Source organism: Enterobacter sp. MGH 4 (genome assembly GCF_000534735.1).
GTDB lineage: Bacteria > Pseudomonadota > Gammaproteobacteria > Enterobacterales > Enterobacteriaceae > Enterobacter > Enterobacter intestinihominis.
Map to the genome: position 1 here is coordinate 1,692,904 of NZ_KI973289.1, position 15,826 is coordinate 1,708,729.

At 54.3% G+C, this 15,826-nt stretch carries 15 protein-coding genes, 2 tRNA genes and 1 other RNA gene; 7 read left to right on the plus strand and 11 right to left on the minus strand.

All coding sequences use genetic code 11. The annotated features are described in order from the left end of the window. Positions 1-5: 5 nt before the first annotated feature. On the plus strand, positions 6-839 hold the full coding sequence (gene csgG / locus L350_RS14320) for a curli production assembly/transport protein CsgG (protein ID WP_023299773.1): 834 nt from the start codon (positions 6-8) through the stop codon (positions 837-839). A gap of 43 nt (positions 840-882) precedes the next feature. Here the strand turns inward: csgG and L350_RS14315 are convergent, their stop codons facing one another. From L350_RS14315 to ghrA, 4 genes are all read right to left on the minus strand, one after another. Continuing rightward, a complete protein-coding gene (locus L350_RS14315) occupies positions 883-1,365 on the minus strand; it encodes a DUF1097 domain-containing protein (protein ID WP_205247541.1) in 483 nt (160 codons plus the stop codon). A 96-nt stretch (positions 1,366-1,461) separates the two neighbouring features. After that, positions 1,462-2,016 carry a TorD/DmsD family molecular chaperone gene (locus tag L350_RS14310; RefSeq protein ID WP_022647698.1) on the minus strand — a complete coding sequence of 185 codons (555 nt, stop codon included), beginning with the start codon at positions 2,014-2,016 and terminating at the stop codon, positions 1,462-1,464. Between the two features lie 19 nt (positions 2,017-2,035). Beyond that, positions 2,036-2,773, minus strand: coding sequence for a phosphatase (locus tag L350_RS14305; protein ID WP_022647697.1), 738 nt, complete (start codon positions 2,771-2,773; stop codon positions 2,036-2,038). A gap of 84 nt (positions 2,774-2,857) precedes the next feature. Next, the gene (gene ghrA, locus L350_RS14300; RefSeq protein ID WP_032624496.1) at positions 2,858-3,796 is read right to left on the minus strand and encodes a glyoxylate/hydroxypyruvate reductase GhrA; all 939 of its coding nucleotides are present in this window, start codon (positions 3,794-3,796) and stop codon (positions 2,858-2,860) included. 229 nt (positions 3,797-4,025) lie between these two features. On the opposite strand from ghrA, the gene L350_RS14295 reads away from it, so the two are divergent. Together L350_RS14295 and L350_RS23170 are read left to right on the plus strand one after the other, a co-directional pair. Continuing rightward, positions 4,026-4,113: transfer RNA gene (locus L350_RS14295), tRNA-Ser, on the plus strand. Between the two features lie 44 nt (positions 4,114-4,157). Beyond that, positions 4,158-4,294: non-coding RNA, RtT sRNA (locus tag L350_RS23170), on the plus strand. A 62-nt stretch (positions 4,295-4,356) separates the two neighbouring features. On the opposite strand, the gene L350_RS14290 is transcribed toward L350_RS23170, so the two are convergent. After that, positions 4,357-5,262 carry a LysR family transcriptional regulator gene (locus L350_RS14290; protein WP_023299771.1) on the minus strand — a complete coding sequence of 302 codons (906 nt, stop codon included), beginning with the start codon at positions 5,260-5,262 and terminating at the stop codon, positions 4,357-4,359. 109 nt (positions 5,263-5,371) lie between these two features. Here L350_RS14290 and L350_RS14285 point away from each other — a divergent pair, with 109 nt between their 5' ends. The 3 genes from L350_RS14285 (at position 5,372) to L350_RS14275 (ending at position 7,155) form a co-directional block, all read left to right on the plus strand. Continuing rightward, positions 5,372-6,232, plus strand: coding sequence for a pirin family protein (locus L350_RS14285; protein ID WP_022647694.1), 861 nt, complete (start codon positions 5,372-5,374; stop codon positions 6,230-6,232). A 20-nt stretch (positions 6,233-6,252) separates the two neighbouring features. Next, a complete protein-coding gene (locus L350_RS14280) occupies positions 6,253-6,930 on the plus strand; it encodes an isochorismatase family protein (RefSeq protein WP_003858068.1) in 678 nt (225 codons plus the stop codon). Positions 6,931-7,067: 137 nt separating this feature from the next. Further along, a tRNA-Ser gene (locus L350_RS14275) sits at positions 7,068-7,155 on the plus strand. Between the two features lie 213 nt (positions 7,156-7,368). Here L350_RS14275 and L350_RS14270 read toward each other — a convergent pair. The 5 genes from L350_RS14270 to efeU all read right to left on the minus strand — a co-directional run bounded on the left by L350_RS14270 (position 7,369) and on the right by efeU (position 13,874). Then, positions 7,369-8,874, minus strand: a complete 1,506-nt coding sequence (locus tag L350_RS14270) for an alanine/glycine:cation symporter family protein (protein ID WP_022647693.1) — start codon at positions 8,872-8,874, stop codon at positions 7,369-7,371. 419 nt (positions 8,875-9,293) lie between these two features. After that, positions 9,294-10,085 carry a phosphate starvation-inducible protein PhoH gene (gene phoH, locus L350_RS0122325; RefSeq protein WP_017384762.1) on the minus strand — a complete coding sequence of 264 codons (792 nt, stop codon included), beginning with the start codon at positions 10,083-10,085 and terminating at the stop codon, positions 9,294-9,296. A gap of 499 nt (positions 10,086-10,584) precedes the next feature. Further along, positions 10,585-11,868, minus strand: a complete 1,284-nt coding sequence (gene efeB, locus L350_RS14265) for an iron uptake transporter deferrochelatase/peroxidase subunit (RefSeq protein ID WP_032624497.1) — start codon at positions 11,866-11,868, stop codon at positions 10,585-10,587. Positions 11,869-11,871: 3 nt separating this feature from the next. After that, on the minus strand, positions 11,872-12,999 hold the full coding sequence (gene efeO / locus L350_RS14260; RefSeq protein ID WP_032624498.1) for an iron uptake system protein EfeO: 1,128 nt from the start codon (positions 12,997-12,999) through the stop codon (positions 11,872-11,874). Between the two features lie 41 nt (positions 13,000-13,040). Continuing rightward, on the minus strand, positions 13,041-13,874 hold the full coding sequence (gene efeU / locus L350_RS14255; protein WP_032624499.1) for an iron uptake transporter permease EfeU: 834 nt from the start codon (positions 13,872-13,874) through the stop codon (positions 13,041-13,043). 251 nt (positions 13,875-14,125) lie between these two features. On the opposite strand from efeU, the gene L350_RS14250 reads away from it, so the two are divergent. Then, positions 14,126-15,310, plus strand: coding sequence for a NupC/NupG family nucleoside CNT transporter (locus tag L350_RS14250; RefSeq protein ID WP_023305841.1), 1,185 nt, complete (start codon positions 14,126-14,128; stop codon positions 15,308-15,310). A gap of 82 nt (positions 15,311-15,392) precedes the next feature. Here L350_RS14250 and L350_RS14245 read toward each other — a convergent pair whose 3' ends face one another. Beyond that, positions 15,393-15,812 carry a DUF3574 domain-containing protein gene (locus L350_RS14245; protein ID WP_032624500.1) on the minus strand — a complete coding sequence of 140 codons (420 nt, stop codon included), beginning with the start codon at positions 15,810-15,812 and terminating at the stop codon, positions 15,393-15,395. Between the last annotated feature and the right edge of the window lie 14 nt (positions 15,813-15,826).

The following is a 15,826-nucleotide window of genomic DNA, read 5'->3' on the forward strand; positions in this document are numbered from 1 at the left end:
TTATCATGCAGCGCTTTTTTATTTTAGTTGCAGTGTGCTTATTAAGCGGTTGTTTAACTGCCCCGCCAAAAGAAGCCGCTAAACCCACCCTAATGCCCCGTGCCCAGAGCTATCGGGATCTGACGCATCTGCCCGGCCCTACCGGGAAGATATTCGTCTCGGTCTATAACATTCAGGATGAGACGGGCCAGTTCAAACCGTATCCGGCCAGTAACTTCTCCACGGCCGTACCGCAGAGTGCCACCGCGATGCTGGTTACCGCCCTGAAAGATTCGCGCTGGTTTATCCCGCTGGAACGCCAGGGGCTGCAAAACCTGCTTAACGAACGAAAAATCATTCGTGCTGCACAGGAGAATGGTACCGTTGGCGTCAATAACCGCATGCCGCTACAGTCTCTCACCGCAGCCAATATCATGGTTGAAGGCTCGATTATCGGCTACGAAAGTAACGTGAAATCGGGCGGCGCGGGTGCCCGTTACTTTGGTATCGGGGCCGACACGCAGTATCAGCTGGATCAGATTGCCGTCAACCTGCGCGTGGTTAACGTAAGCACGGGTGAAATTTTATCCTCCGTGACCACCAGTAAAACGATTCTCTCATATGAAGTGCAGGCGGGGGTATTCCGCTTTATCGACTACCAGCGTTTGCTGGAGGCTGAAATTGGCTATACCTCTAACGAGCCGGTCATGCTATGTCTGATGTCGGCCATCGAAACCGGGGTGATTTTCCTGATTAATGACGGCATCGATCGCGGCTTGTGGGATCTTCAGAATAAAAGTGACGTGAGTAATGCGGTGCTGGTGAAATACCGTGAGATGTCGGTTCCGCCGGAGTCATGATTGGCGGCGTATAAAAAGGCGAGATTTTCGTCTCGCCTTTTTTTTATTTACTTACCACAGGAACGTTCTGGCTCTTCTCGCGTCGGGCTGCAAGCCAGAGACCGCTGTTCTTCATAGCGTAGCCAAACAGTAATCCCAGCATGAGCGAAGGGACCACCAGCTTCCAGTCCCCCTGGCCTGCAAAGGTCGCGCAGGCACCCATGAACGTGCCGGGCACAAAGGACAACAGCAGATGTTTTGCCTGAACGCACATCAGGAAAGCCACAATACCGGTCATGAGGTACCCCAGGATTTCCACATGCGGCGCCAGCGCGCTGCCCTTCATAATGATCAGCGCCCAGACCACGCCACTCAGTAACGTGCTGCCTGAAATAAAGAGCCCTTTAAAACCACCCTGCGGACAGGCGAAATAGGCCGTGCAGCCAAGAAAACCGGCCCAGCTCAACAAACCGAGAGATACCGCCACCCAACCCCAGAGGCCGGAGAGGATGCCAGTCGTGATTGCAATACAAAGTAATATGTTCATGGTGCGCATCTTAGCAGATGCGCACCCTAGAAATGAGATCAGAAGCACGTTACGTGCAAGTTGAAATGTATCGTTGCAAGATTTTTGTGATTTAAATCACTCTTCACTCTCTTCTTCCAGCTCATCCCACATGGCAGCGATAGCGTCACGCGTCAGCGGAGCCAGCGTTCTCCAGAACGGAGAGGTGGCGTGGGCTTCAACTTTACCCAGGAAGGTTCCGACCCACGGCAGCAGATACGTTTCGAACAGGGTTTCAATCGCCTCATTCTCATCATCACCTGCTTTATCTTCAATCCATGAGGCCGCCAGCAACAGGGTACCGATATGATCGGCAGGCATATCCGTCAGCGGCATGCCGCGTTCTGAAAGAAACGCCCGAACTTCCGCTTCGGTCGCACCTTCCTGCCAGGCAGAACGATACGGCGACACGCGACACTCTTCCCCCACGAACAGCGCGTTGTAATCCGTTGAAATCTGCTGCATATCGCAACTTTTTTGCAAGCGTTCCAGCAACTCATCCTGTTCCAGTGGCCAGCTCTGCGCCAGTTTACCTTCACGAATCAGGGTAAACAGCGGAACCAGCAGCGGATCCTGCGGCTGGCGGTAATATAAGGTGCCCAGCACGCGGCAAAGGATGGAAAACTCATTCATGTTTTTATTCCGTTATTAATTAAAGATCGGCAAATTCGTCAATCGGCGCCATGCCGCGCGACTCAAGGAAGTCGAGCATACGACGCGGCGTGACGTTCAGGATCTGTTCTTCCGGGAAATTCACGTCCCGCAATATTTTCAGGCACTCGCTGAAATCACCCAGCGTGAAGGCCGTGTGTGAATCAGAGCCCAGCGCCACCATTCCGCCCGCGTCACGCACGGCCGCCGCAACGTCGCGACAGTTGGCCTCACTGCCCTTACGCGAATGCACGAACGAGGAGTTGTTGATCTCCAGCGCCACGCGGTGCTTCGCTGCGGCCTGTGCCACGGCCTGAATATCGATCGGGTATTTCGGATTTCCCGGGTGGCTGATAATGTGCACATTGCCGCTGGCAATGGTGGCAATCATCGCCGCAGTGTTGGTCTCTTTATCCTGGGGCGCAAAGACCGGCTCGTGGAAGCCGGCGAGGATCAGATCTAACGAGGTCAGCATCGGGCCGGTGCAGTCAATTTCCCCGTCGGTATTTTTGATGTTCGCTTCGATGCCGCGCAGTATCCCGATACCGTCAACCAGACGTGGCCAAATACGCATATTCACAAAATGCCAGTAGTGCGGCGCATCCGCCATATCCGGACCGTGATCGGTTATCGCAAACAGTTTGATGCCTTTCAGCTTCGCCTGAGCGATATAATCATGGAGGTTACTGTAAGCGTGGGTACTGGCGACGGTGTGCATATGCAGGTCAACGGGATACATCTTTCTCTCCTCTGCGGTTTTTCCAAAGGATAGCAGTTATCAGCGGCGAATATTAGCAAAAACCCGGCGAACGCCGGGTTTCTCTCAGTAGCCTCGCTGTCTGTCTACCTGTCCGGTCACCGCGTTGCCCTTCTCTATTTCGCTGATGGTATGCGAGATATACGCCACGGCCTCCGCCGGTCGCGTCACGGCCGCAATATGGGGCGTCATCGCCACGCGCGGATGTGCCCAGAGCGGGCTGTCTGTCGGCAGCGGTTCGCGGCTATACACATCCAGCATTGCGCCTTTCAGTTTACCGCTATCCAGCGCTTTCAGCAGATCGTCTTCCACAACGTGTACCCCGCGCGCCAGGTTCATTAAGTAGCTATCTTCTGCCAACTGGTTGAGGAGCGTGCCATTGATAATGCCGACCGTTTCCGCCGTATTCGGCAGCAGGTTAATGAGAACGCGTGTCCCTTTCAGGAACGCCGGGAGTTCGTCCGTTCCGGCAAAGCTCTCGACGCCCGGATAATCCTTACGGCTCCGGCTCCAGCAGCGCAGTGGGAAGCCCCACGGGGCGAGCGCTTCGGCGACTTTCGAACCCAGCACACCCGCCCCGAGGATGCCGATGGTGAAATCTTCACGCTGATAATCCGGCAGCGGTTCCCAGTGGGATTGCTGTTTAAACGCCTGATAATCGTCGAAGCGGCGGAACCAGTGCAGCACCTGGCTTACGGCGTATTCCTGCATCTGCTCCCCCATACCGGTATCTTCCAGACGAAACAGGGGAATTTCTTCCGGCAGCATTTCAGGGTGAGCCTTCAGCTTACTGAGAATGGAATCCACCCCCGCACCAAGAGCAAACACCGCCTTCAAACGGCGTCCCTGTAGCATTTCGACCGGGGGATGCCAGACCAGCGCGTAGTCGGCATGTTCATTATCGCCCTGTTTCCATTCGCGAACGCGTGCGCCAGGCAGTGCCGCCGTGAGCGCCTTAATCCAGTAAGCCGTATCAAAAGTGGGGTGATAGAAGATAATATCCATAGTCATTGCCTTTTAGTGCGCTGTTTTATTTTCATTTTCAACTGGCTTGTCAGCATAACAAATTTATCGCTAAACCGCGTTGCTGATAAAAGAGGCGCTTTTCGCACATTTCGAAATCAGGTTGCCTGAAGTTTGTCTAAACACGCTAAATTACTGAAAAAGTGGGTTGACGGCAGTACGGCTTTTCCTTACATTAGCGCCCGTCCCGACAACAACGGGATGACAATATGGTGAGGTGTCCGAGTGGCTGAAGGAGCACGCCTGGAAAGTGTGTATACGGCAACGTATCGGGGGTTCGAATCCCCCCCTCACCGCCATATTCAAGACGAGAGCTCGTACGAAAGTACGGGCTTTTTTCTTATATATTCTCCGCAAGGGGGGGATGAGAACCCCCGACCGGGGTTCGACAACTGGCGCAGCCAGTTGGACAGACTGAGAGCGAAGCGAACAGGCTGCCCGCAGGGCGAGCGAAGCGAGTCAATCCCCCCCTCACCCTAACCCTCTCCCCGGAGGGGAGAGGGGATAGTTAGGTGCTCGCATTCAGTTGTCCCCTGGAAACGTTACTCCTCCACCATCCGGGCATATTCTTCGGTGAGAAAATCCACCAGCGTCCTGACCGATGGCAGCAGGCCGCGCCGGGAAGGATACACCGCATGGATCACTTCCCTTCTGGGTTCCCAGGCATTCAGCACCCGAACAAGCTCACCTGAAGCCAGCTGATCCTTCACCATCAAAATGGGCAACTGTACCACGCCCACGCCCGCCATCGCTGCCTCCCGCAGCGCCAGCATATCGGTAGTCACCAGGCGCGGCGTGAAGTGAATGTCTGCTTTCGCCCCCTCCGGCCCGCTCAGCTCCCACTTATGCAGGTGTTTACCAGCGCCCATACTTAAACCCGGCCATTCGCTGAGCTCAGAAGGCATCGCCGGGTTGCCCATCCGTTCAATCAGTGTCGGCCCGGCAACCAGACAGTGTCCCCTGTCCGCCAGCACCCTTAATACCAAATCGCTGTCATCAAACGGGCGCGGACGAACGCGGATCGCCACATCCACCCCCTCCCCCACCAGATCGACCCGGCGGTTGGTGGCTTCAAGCTGGAGGTTGATCCCCGGATAGCGCGCCATAAACCTCGCCAGCATGGGCCCCACGTGAACGTGCAGTAGGGTTACGGGGCAAGTGATCCTGACCATACCGCGCGGCTCAGCCTGTAAAGCAGCCACCGCCTCCTCCGCAGCTTCAGCCTCCACCAGCATGGCTTTACAGTGCTGATAGAACGTCTGCCCCACTTCAGTCACCGCAAACTGCCGCGTGGTACGTTGTATCAACCGAACACCCAGGCGTTCTTCCAGCTGCGCAATCCGACGGCTCAGTTTCGACTTTGGCTGATCGAGCGCCCGCCCCGCCGCCGCAAAGCCGCCATGCTCCACCACCTTCACAAACCATACGAAATCATTGAGATCCTGCATACGCCCCCATTGTTCTATTTAAGGAACAGTGAATGTCATTTTTGCTATCTACCGGGATATTAACCTTGAATATAAGCTAATTACATCAACAGGACATCAGGAGTTAATCATGAAAAACGTAACAGGCGTGTATACCGCACCTCGTCCGCACTGGGTCGGTGATGGTTTTCCGGTTCGTTCGATGTTTTCTTACCAGACGCACGGCGAACCGCTGAGCCCGTTCCTGCTGCTTGACTACGCCGGACCACATACCTTCCCGGCGGATGGCGCAAAACGCGGCGTGGGCGAGCATCCTCATCGCGGTTTTGAAACGGTGACCATCGTCTACTCAGGCGAAGTTGAGCACCGTGATTCCACCGGCAGAGGCGGCGTTATTGGTCCAGGCGATGTGCAGTGGATGACGGCAGGCGCAGGCATTTTGCACGAGGAGTTCCACTCCAGCGCGTTCTCGCAGAAAGGCGGTGAACTGAAAATGATGCAGCTGTGGGTCAACCTGCCCGCCAAAGACAAAATGGCGACGCCTGGCTACCAGAGCATCACTCAGGCGGATATCCCGGTGGTCACCCTGCCGGATAACAGCGGAACAATGCGCGTGATTGCTGGCCGCTTTGGAGAGGTAACCGGCCCGGCGCATACCTTCTCACCGCTTAACGTATGGGATCTCGCGCTGCACCAGGGCAGCCACCTGACGCTCAATCAGCCCGAAGGCTGGAGCACGGCGCTGGTTGTTGTTGAGGGCAGCGTGACAGTGAACGGCACCACGCCTGCGGGTGAGGCGCAGCTGGTCGTGCTGAGTCAGAGCGGCGACAAGCTGCATCTCGAAGCCAGCAGCGATGCCAAAGTGTTGCTGATGGCCGGGGAGCCACTGAATGAACCCATCGTGGGCTATGGCCCGTTTGTGATGAACAGTAAAACCGAAATCGCCGAAGCTATTCGCGATTTCAACTCCGGCCGCTTTGGCCAAATCTAAACGTAATAAAGGAGCACATTATGTCTACCCCTGCAAACTTCAACGGTGCACGTCCCGTTATTGACGTCAATGATGCCGTTATGCTGCTTATCGATCACCAGAGCGGATTGTTCCAGACTGTTGGAGACATGCCAATGCCTGAGCTGCGCGCTCGTGCAGCAGCGCTGGCAAAGATCGCCTCGCTGGCGAAGATCCCGGTGATCACCACGGCGTCGGTTCCACAGGGACCGAACGGCCCGCTTATCCCGGAGATCCACGCCAATGCGCCGCACGCACAGTATGTGGCACGCAAGGGTGAGATCAACGCCTGGGATAATCCGGAGTTCGTGGCGGCGGTGAAAGCCACCGGACGCAAAACGCTGATTATCGCGGGGACGATTACCAGCGTTTGCATGGCCTTCCCGTCCATCAGCGCGGTGGCGGACGGATATAAAGTATTTGCGGTGATTGATGCCTCCGGCACCTACAGCAAAATGGCGCAAGAGATCACCCTGGCGCGCGTGGTGCAGGCAGGCGTGGTACCGATGGACACAGCGGCAGTGGCCTCAGAGATCCAGCGCACGTGGAACCGTGAAGATGCGGGAGAATGGGCAGAGGTGTACACACACATCTTCCCTGCCTACCAGCTGCTGATCGAAAGTTACAGCAAAGCGCAGGACGTCGTGAAAAACAGCGAAGTGCTCGATTCGCAGCGTTGATCCTGCGCGGTGCGCCATAAGCTGATTAAGGCTTAACCGAACAGGCACGAATGCAGAAAATCTGCTTGACCGCTTTCGCGCAACTCCCTATAGTAGCGCCCCGTTGCCCCCCAAGCGGTCAGGCAGCAAAACAATATGGTGAGGTGTCCGAGTGGCTGAAGGAGCACGCCTGGAAAGTGTGTATACGGCAACGTATCGGGGGTTCGAATCCCCCCCTCACCGCCATATTTTAAGAAGAGCTCGCATGAAAATGCGGGCTTTTTTTTCGCATGTTGCACGTCTGCGGGGGGATGAGAACCCCCGACCGGGGTTCGACAACTGGCGCAGCCAGTTGGACAGACTGAGAGCGAAGCGAGTCAATCCCCGCCGGTGCGGGTGATACCGCCTCACCCATAAAAAAAGCCCGTGCATAAGCACGGGCCCGTTTTAAACTATTCCTCAGTTATTCAACTTCCCCGCCGGCTGCTTACCTTCAGGAGAAGAAACCTGCCCCGGCAATCCCCCCTCTTCATCTCTGCGCTCCCCCAGCCAGTAATCCGCATTTTTAATCCCAAGCCGAACCGGATCAAACTGTGGATCAATTCCCTGCGCATTCTGGGTTTCATAATCCTTCAGGCTGGCAAAGGCTTTTTTATGCAAGAGGACAATGGCAATAATGTTGAGCCAGGCCATCAGCCCTACCCCGATATCCCCTAATCCCCATGCCAGATCCGCGGTGCGGATTGTGCCATATACCGTGGAAGCCATCAGACATAATTTAAGCAGGAATGTCAGCCACGGACGGTGAATTTTACGGTTGATGTAGGCGATATTGGTTTCAGCGATATAGTAATAGGCAATGATGGTGGTGAAGGCAAAGAAGAATAGCGCGATGGCGACAAAGTAATTACCAAAGCCCGGCATCATACTTTCCATCGCTGTCTGCACATAGCCAGGACCGGCCGCCACGCCTGCAATACCGGTATAAAGGGCTGCGCCGTCGACGCCCTGAACATTATAAAGCCCGGTGATCAACAGCATAAACCCGGTCGCGGAGCAGACAAACAGCGTGTCGATATATACGGAGAACGCCTGAACCAGCCCTTGTTTCACCGGATGACTTACGGCTGCTGCCGAGGATGCATGTGGCCCGGTGCCCTGCGCCGCCTCGTTGGAATAGACGCCGCGTTTAACGCCCCACATGATAGCCTGGCCCAGAATAGCGCCAAATCCCGCTTCAAGGCCAAATGCACTTTTCCAGATCAGCAGGATAACAGCAGGCAGTTTTTCAATATTGATCGCGATAATAACGCAGGCAACAATAATATAGCCGAGCGCCATAAACGGAACGACCATACTGCTAAAGCTGGCGATCCTTTTTACACCACCGAAAATAATGAAGCTTAACAGTACAGCCAGTATTGCCGCCGTAACGTTTGGGTTAAGACCGAAGGCAATATCCAGGCTGGCGGCAATTGAGTTTGCCTGTACGCCCGGAAGTAATAAACCGCAGGAGAAAATGGTCACAATAGCAAATAACCATGCGTACCACTTCACCCCCAACCCTTTTTCAATATAAAAGGCAGGTCCCCCACGATATTCGCCGTTAATTTTTTCTTTATAAACCTGACCTAACGTGGATTCAACAAAAGCAGAGCTGGCGCCTAAAAATGCCACTACCCACATCCAGAAAAGCGCACCGGGGCCACCAAAGGTAATGGCGGTCGCCACACCGGCGATATTCCCTGTCCCTACGCGGCCCGCCAGCGTCATCGTCAACGCCTGAAACGATGATACGCCGGCATCGGTAGCCCCGCCCTGAAACATCAGGGTAATCATATGTTTTATATGACGTAATTGCAGAAAACGACTACGCAGTGAGAAATAGAGACCGACACCCAGACATAAAAATATTAACGCAGGGCTCCAGATAACACCGTTAATTGCACTAACCAGTTCGTTCATGTATGACCCTCAGCGTGATGTTCCAGAGGAAACGATCCCCTGGTGTGTTTCTTCTTAGAATTTAATTTGAACAAGTACGAAACATAGATAATTACCCAAAAGACACCAACTTAATTTTTACTGCTTAGTCATGTTCTGTGACAACATTCACGTTTAATTTTCACCTAACAATTAGCGCGATCATTATATTCACAGGTATTTTGTGGGTATTGTAAATACATATCACATTTTTTCTAACTGTATAAAAAGCGTTCGCAGCAAATTAACAGTAATATTATTATTACCGCAAAACGGTGCGTAAATGCCGTTGAATGCTATAGGAAATAAATATGATTTAAAAAAAGCCATGCGAACAGAGGGAATAAAAGAAGCTTCCCGGCATGACGCCGGGAAGAAATGACTTAAAATGTGAAATGATCTTAGTCGGAGTACACTTCCAGCGTTCGTTGACACAGCGCTGAGCGGACGCAGTCCTCTTTTGTGAAGCGGACCACCCCTATCATCTCATCTTCCTCAAAACGTGACATGGCATCGCTCAGGCCAGACTTCACGCCCGACGGCAGGTCACACTGGGTAATATCGCCGTTGACGATAACCGTCACGTTCTCCCCGAGGCGCGTTAAAAACATCTTCATTTGCGCAGCGGTCACGTTCTGAGCCTCGTCAAGAATAACGACCGCATTTTCAAATGTACGTCCGCGCATATAGGCGAACGGCGCGATTTCCACCTTGCCAATCTCTGGTCGCAGGCAGTACTGCATAAAGGAAGCGCCCAACCGCTTCACCAGCACGTCATAGACGGGCCTGAAGTACGGGGCAAACTTCTCAGAAATATCGCCAGGCAGGAAGCCCAGATCTTCATCCGCTTGCAGTACCGGACGGGTAACGATGATCCTTTCCACGTCCTTATGAATCAGCGCCTCCGCCGCTTTGGCGGCACTGATCCAGGTTTTCCCGCATCCGGCTTCCCCGGTTGCAAAGATGAGCTGTTTACTCTCGATAGCATTCAGGTAGTGCGCCTGAGCTTCATTCCGCGCCACTATTGGCGATGCATCGCGGCTGTCCCGCGCCATGCCAATGGATTCTACGCCGCTCATCTGCACAAGCGAGGTGACCGATTCTTCTTCACGCTGTTTATGGCTACGTGAATCCCGTCTCAGCACACGTTTTGCTTCGCGACGAGCTTTGATCACTGCTTTCTGTCTTCCCATGGATAGCACCTTGAGTTGTTGGTATTCATCACACGCGCCAGCATCGGCACGATTATGCGCACGAACATCAGAGGGTTGGCTTCCTTGTAAGCCATTGCTTGCATTACCGGATGACGATACAGAACGGCTACGCGCACCGTTATGCACGTCGGTAGAAATCGTATTTAGAGGTGGAGGGGAGAATTTTGTGGTGAGGAAATCGCTGCCGGAGTCTGAGCCTCCGCGCCGGGTGCTGCGGTTGATGTGTTTACCTTGTCCAGTACAGGACGCAACCATTCGCGATCTCCATAGTGAGTCAATATCACTGCCGGGAACTACCGCTGTCTTATCTTAAGTACATCAGGAATTATCATAAATGCAACATTTATTTTACCTAGATGCAACCTTTAAGACTGCTCCTGCAGCGGAATCAGTCTCATATATGAATATTAAAGAAATATAACAACAAGATAGTCATATGGAAAAATAATGTCCCCGCGAACTGTCGCAGGGACAATTATCAGGCTTCTATCAGACCCTGAGCGAGCCAGGTCTTCGCGTCACGCGCGCCGGGCAGGGCAAAGAAATAGCCGCCACCGATGGGCTTGATGTACTCCTCCAGCGCTTCGCCGTTGAGCCGCTTCTGCACGGTGAGGAACCCTTTCTCCAGATCGTGCTGATAGCAGACAAACAGCAGTCCCATATCAAGCTGACCGGAATTGGTCACCCCCAACGAGTAGCTGTAGCCCCTGCGCATCATCAGGCTGGACTGGGTCTCTTTGGTGCGAGGATTGGCGAGACGAATATGGCTGTCCAGCGCGATGACATCTCCGTTCGGGTCGCGGGCGTAGTCGGGTTCATCGTGCTCGTGCTTCATGCCGAGCGGTGCGCCGGTTTGCTTATCGCGGCCGAAGATCGTCTGCTGCTCTTTCAGCGGCGTGCGGTCCCAGAACTCCACGTGGAACTGAATGATACGCACCGCCTGATAGCTGCCACCCACCGCCCAGGCCGGTTCGCCCTGATCCGCCGTCACCCAGACCACGTTTTTCATCAACACGGTATTGCTGCTGTCCGGGTTGGCGGTACCGTCTTTGAAGCCCAGCAGGTTGACCGGCGTCTCTTTCCCTTTACTGCGCGCGGCGTGGTCAGAGATAAAACCTTCCCGCTTCCAGCGCACGCTGAGCAGATCCGGGGTGTGCTTGATGATATCGCGCAGGGCGTGGATCACCGTATCCTGGGTATTGGCGCAGATCTGCAACAGCAGATCGCCGTGGCACAACGCCGCGTCGAGAGAGTCATTCGGGAATTGCGTCATTTTTTGCAGCGCTTTCGGCTTCTGCTTCGCCAGACCGTAGCGATCATCAAACAGCGATTCCCCCACCGACACGGTGATGGTCAGATTATCGGGAGCGATAAACGCCCCGAGGATCCCGGAATCCATCGGCGGCAGGCGCGGATTCGGTGTTTCCGGTGCCGGACCGCCCGCCGTAAGGAAGGCAATGCGCGTGGTCAACAGCCTGAACAGACGCTCAAGGTCAGCCTTATCACTCGCCAGCGAATCGAAAGCCACCAGCATCATCGAGGCCTGCTGCGGCGTCAGGATTCCTGCCTGGTGCTCACCATAAAACGGCTGCGTTTCCATACGCGCATCCGGGGAGAGCGTGCCGGGGGCACTTTGCGGTTTTGCCGCATGCGCCACCGGACAGCCGCCCGCCAGGGCAAACGCGCCGCCCAGCGCCCCTACCCCTTTTAACAACCGACGTCGGGAAGGTTCCGCCACGTCGTACTCATCATGCTTGTTCATCGCTTAGTCCAGACCCAGAACGCCACGCAGCAGGGAGAGATCTTCCGCCAGCGTCGTAATCGGGCCTTTCAGCGCGTTACGGTCAGCATCGGTCAGCTTGTCGTAGGTTTCGAACCCGTCTTTGCTACGGTATTTCGCCAGGATGGCGTCAACTTTCTTAAAGTTGGCATCCACTTTCGCCAGCAGTTCGCCGTTCTCTTTTTGCAGCTGGGGCCGCAGCAGATCGACAATTTTTTGTGCGCCGTCGACGTTTGCCTGGAAGTCCCACAGGTCGGTGTGGCTGTAGCGATCTTCTTCGCCGCTGATTTTGCTCGCGGCCACTTCTTCAATCAGACCCGCAGCACCACCCACCACTTTCGACGGCGGGAAGGCCAGCTCGCTGATGCGTTTTTGCAGCTCCAGCACGTCGCTGTTGAGCTGATCGGCGTATTTCTCCATCCCTTTGGTGGAGCTATCGCCAAACAGGGCTTTTTCCAGGCGGTGGAAGCCGGTGAATTTCGGATCGGCGGCCTTCTGCTCGTAGTCATCTTCGCGGGCGTCAATGCTGCCATCGAGGTCAGAGAACAGCTCGGCAATCGGCTCGATGCGCTCGTAGTGCTGACGTGTAGGCGCATACAGGGATTTCGCTTTTTCGATATCGCCCGCTTTCACCGCGTCGGTAAAGGCTTTGGTGCCTGCCACCAGGTCAGCCGTCTCTTTGGTGACGTAGGCTTTATAGGCGGTAATGGCGTCGCCGAGGCTCAGCAGCGCGGTGCCTTTGGCCGCGTCCGCCGTCGCTGCGCCTTTGACGATCAGCTTACCTTTCGGGTTAGTCAGCAGGCCGCAGGTCATGTCATATTCCCCCGGCTGAAGATTAGCGGTCATTTTCTGGCTGAAGCCAGGCGCGATATTTTCACGCTCTTCTACCACCATCACGCCTTTCAGGATCTCCCACTCCAGCGCTTTCTGGCTGTTGTTTTGAATAATAAACTGGGTTTTACCGCTGTTAACCGTGATGGTCATCGGCTCGCACTGTTTATCGTTGACGGTGACTTTTACCTGCGGAATATCTGCTGCCTGAGCGGCGAAGGCAGACGCGAACAGCGCTGCCACACCAACCTGTAACGCGCTACGACGGAATTGAATAGCCATGTCTCTTCCCTTTAAAGTATGTTGTAACTAAACAAAGCGCTTCACGGCGCAGTACGCGACGGCTGAGCGCTGGGGCGCGATGGCATGAAGAACAGCACCAGCGCCGGAATAAGATAGATAAAGTACATCGCCACCTCGCTGACGCTCGGCGTTTCCTGATAGCCGAAGATACCTTCAAGGAGCGTGCCGGTCAGTGAGTGGGTGGAGAGAACGTTACTAAGATCAAACGCCACGTCCTGGAAGTGGTTCCACAGGCCCGCTTCATGGAAGGCGCGGATCGCCCCTGCCGCCAGCCCCGCGGCCACCAGCAAAATAAACAGGCTGGTCCACTTGAAGAACGCGCCCAGGTTAAGACGAATGCCGCCCCAGTAGAGCAGGAAGCCAAGCACAACCGCCGTGGCCAGCCCAAGCATCGCGCCCAGCGGCGGCCAGATGCCCACGTCCTGCTGAAAAGCCGCGAGCAGGAAGAACACTGACTCCAGGCCTTCACGCGCCACGGCGAAAAAAACCATCATGATCAGCGCCCAGCCGTGTTGGTTGCCTTTTTGCAAGGCGTTATCCACCGCCTGCTCCAGCTGTACCTTCACGTTACGGGAGACCTTGCGCATCCAGAACACCATCCAGGTGAGGATCACCACCGCTATTACGGCAACAATGCCTTCAAAAAGCTCTTGCTCTTTCTGAGGAAATTCACCGGTGGTTTCGTTGATAAGAATACCCAGCCCCAGGCAGAGCGCCGCGGCCAGGAAGACGCCAACCCACATCACGCCGATCCAGCGTCCACGCTGGGTGCGCTTCAGATAACTGGCGATAAGGCTAACAATCAGGGCCGCTTCAAGGCCTTCACGTAACATAATGAGAAAAGGAACAAACATGCAGACACCTTAAATGTTTATCGCGGTCAACTGATGCAAAGAAAGGTAAATTCTTGTGATAGTGATTATCATTACGGCTACAAGAAAAACAAGCGAAATATGTGGAGTTTTGATGACCAGATGTAAACGCATTGCGGAATAATAATTGCCTGAGTAACCGTTGCGTTTATAAGGTATAACGAAAATGCCCATTTACGGTTAACCGGGGCTGTGGCTAAATGTCCGCCTCGAAAACCAACTGAAAATAAACCATGTTTAAAATTGTCCATTTCCTGCTGGCGCTGGTGATTATTCTTGCGCTTGCCTGGCTGGTGAGTTTCGACCGCCGAAAAATTCGCATTCGTTTCGTTTTACAGCTGATCGTGATTGAAATCGCGCTGGCATTCTTTTTTCTGCATGCAGAAAGCGGCCTGTTCATTATTAAACATGTCTCCGGTTTCTTTGAGTCACTGCTTAAATTCGCTGCCGAAGGGACGAATTTTGTCTTTGGCGGGATGGGTGAAAAAGGGCTGGCGTTCATTTTCCTTGGCGTGCTCTGCCCCATTATTTTTATCTCGGCGCTGATTGGTATTCTGCAGCACTGGCGTATTCTGCCGATCTTTATTCGGGTTATCGGGACGCTGCTGTCAAAACTGAACGGCATGGGCAAGCTGGAATCCTTTAACGCGGTGAGCTCACTGATACTCGGTCAGTCTGAAAACTTCATTGCCTACAAGGGCGTGTTGGGCGATCTCTCCTCACGCCGCCTGTTTACGATGGCTGCAACGGCGATGTCGACGGTTTCGCTGTCGATTGTCGGTGCCTATATGACCATGCTCGACGCCAGATTTGTCGTCGCGGCACTGATCCTGAACATGTTCAGCACCTTTATTATCCTTTCGGTCATTAACCCGGCCCGCCCGGAAGCCGAACCCGATATCAAACTGGAAAAGCTGCATGAATCCCAGAGCTTCTTTGAAATGCTGGGCGAATATATTCTGGCCGGTTTTAAGGTGGCGATGATTATTCTGGCGATGCTGATTGGCTTTATCGCCCTTATTAGCGCCGTTAATGCCCTCTTCTCCAGCGTATTTGGCCTGAGCTTCCAGCAGATTCTGGGTTACGTGTTTTATCCGCTGGCGTGGCTTATTGGTATTCCGCTGAGCGATGCCTTAAGCGCGGGCAGTATTATGGCAACCAAACTGGTGGCGAATGAATTTGTGGCGATGATCGAGCTGCAAAAAATAGCCCACCAAATGTCACCGCGCGGACTGGGGATTTTGTCAGTGTTCCTGGTGTCGTTCGCTAACTTTGCCTCCATTGGTATTGTGGCGGGGGCAATAAAAGGCCTGAACGAGCAACAGGGTAATGTGGTGTCGCGGTTTGGTTTACGCCTGGTATACGGGGCAACGCTGGTGAGTTTGCTGTCGGCGAGCTTTGCGGGGTTGGTGTTGTAAGTTTTGTGCGGTTAATGCCCGGCGGCGCTTCGCTTACACGGGCCTACGATACAACAACGGCGGGATTTCCCGCCGTTTTTTATTAAAACTGTACGCACACCGGCTGGTCGACCCGCATCACCGACTCCTGTGCGAAGCGGGATTTATAAATACCGCGTAAAGCCTCAATGTTTTTCTCGCTCTGCGCGTCTTTGCCGTGGATCAGCATCAGCGCCTTGCTCGGCTCGCGCGCCACCTTGCCGTCGTTACCCAGCCACTGACCACGGGCATCAAACACCGTTAAGCCATCGCGAAAGCGCGGCGTCACGTCCTGGTCGACAAACTGCTGCCATTCGTTGCCTGTAATTTGCGCCCCGGCAGGACGGTTTAAGCCGAAATAGAGCGTGGTTTGCTGCATCTGATTTTCTGCTTTGCAGGTTTCCACCGCCGCATGCTGCGCGGGTGCGTTACAGCCCGCCAGCAGCAGTAATGCTGCCATCATCAACCCTGTTTTAATCATCATTCTCATCTCGAACG

What these genes read in the sequence shown, in the direction of transcription:
- L350_RS14315 (WP_205247541.1), bottom strand. Translation starts at nt 1,365, where the DNA reads ATGAACATATTACTTTGTATTGCAATCACGACTGGCATCCTCTCCGGC.
- L350_RS14250 (WP_023305841.1), top strand. Translation starts at nt 14,126, where the DNA reads ATGTTTAAAATTGTCCATTTCCTGCTGGCGCTGGTGATTATTCTTGCG.
- L350_RS14290 (WP_023299771.1), bottom strand. Translation starts at nt 5,262, where the DNA reads ATGCAGGATCTCAATGATTTCGTATGGTTTGTGAAGGTGGTGGAGCAT.
- L350_RS14280 (WP_003858068.1), top strand. Translation starts at nt 6,253, where the DNA reads ATGTCTACCCCTGCAAACTTCAACGGTGCACGTCCCGTTATTGACGTC.
- phoH (WP_017384762.1), bottom strand. Translation starts at nt 10,085, where the DNA reads ATGGGAAGACAGAAAGCAGTGATCAAAGCTCGTCGCGAAGCAAAACGT.
- L350_RS14305 (WP_022647697.1), bottom strand. Translation starts at nt 2,773, where the DNA reads ATGTATCCCGTTGACCTGCATATGCACACCGTCGCCAGTACCCACGCT.
- L350_RS14285 (WP_022647694.1), top strand. Translation starts at nt 5,372, where the DNA reads ATGAAAAACGTAACAGGCGTGTATACCGCACCTCGTCCGCACTGGGTC.
- L350_RS14310 (WP_022647698.1), bottom strand. Translation starts at nt 2,016, where the DNA reads ATGAATGAGTTTTCCATCCTTTGCCGCGTGCTGGGCACCTTATATTAC.
- efeB (WP_032624497.1), bottom strand. Translation starts at nt 11,868, where the DNA reads ATGAACAAGCATGATGAGTACGACGTGGCGGAACCTTCCCGACGTCGG.
- csgG (WP_023299773.1), top strand. Translation starts at nt 6, where the DNA reads ATGCAGCGCTTTTTTATTTTAGTTGCAGTGTGCTTATTAAGCGGTTGT.
- L350_RS14245 (WP_032624500.1), bottom strand. Translation starts at nt 15,812, where the DNA reads ATGATGATTAAAACAGGGTTGATGATGGCAGCATTACTGCTGCTGGCG.
- efeO (WP_032624498.1), bottom strand. Translation starts at nt 12,999, where the DNA reads ATGGCTATTCAATTCCGTCGTAGCGCGTTACAGGTTGGTGTGGCAGCG.
- ghrA (WP_032624496.1), bottom strand. Translation starts at nt 3,796, where the DNA reads ATGGATATTATCTTCTATCACCCCACTTTTGATACGGCTTACTGGATT.
- efeU (WP_032624499.1), bottom strand. Translation starts at nt 13,874, where the DNA reads ATGTTTGTTCCTTTTCTCATTATGTTACGTGAAGGCCTTGAAGCGGCC.
- L350_RS14270 (WP_022647693.1), bottom strand. Translation starts at nt 8,874, where the DNA reads ATGAACGAACTGGTTAGTGCAATTAACGGTGTTATCTGGAGCCCTGCG.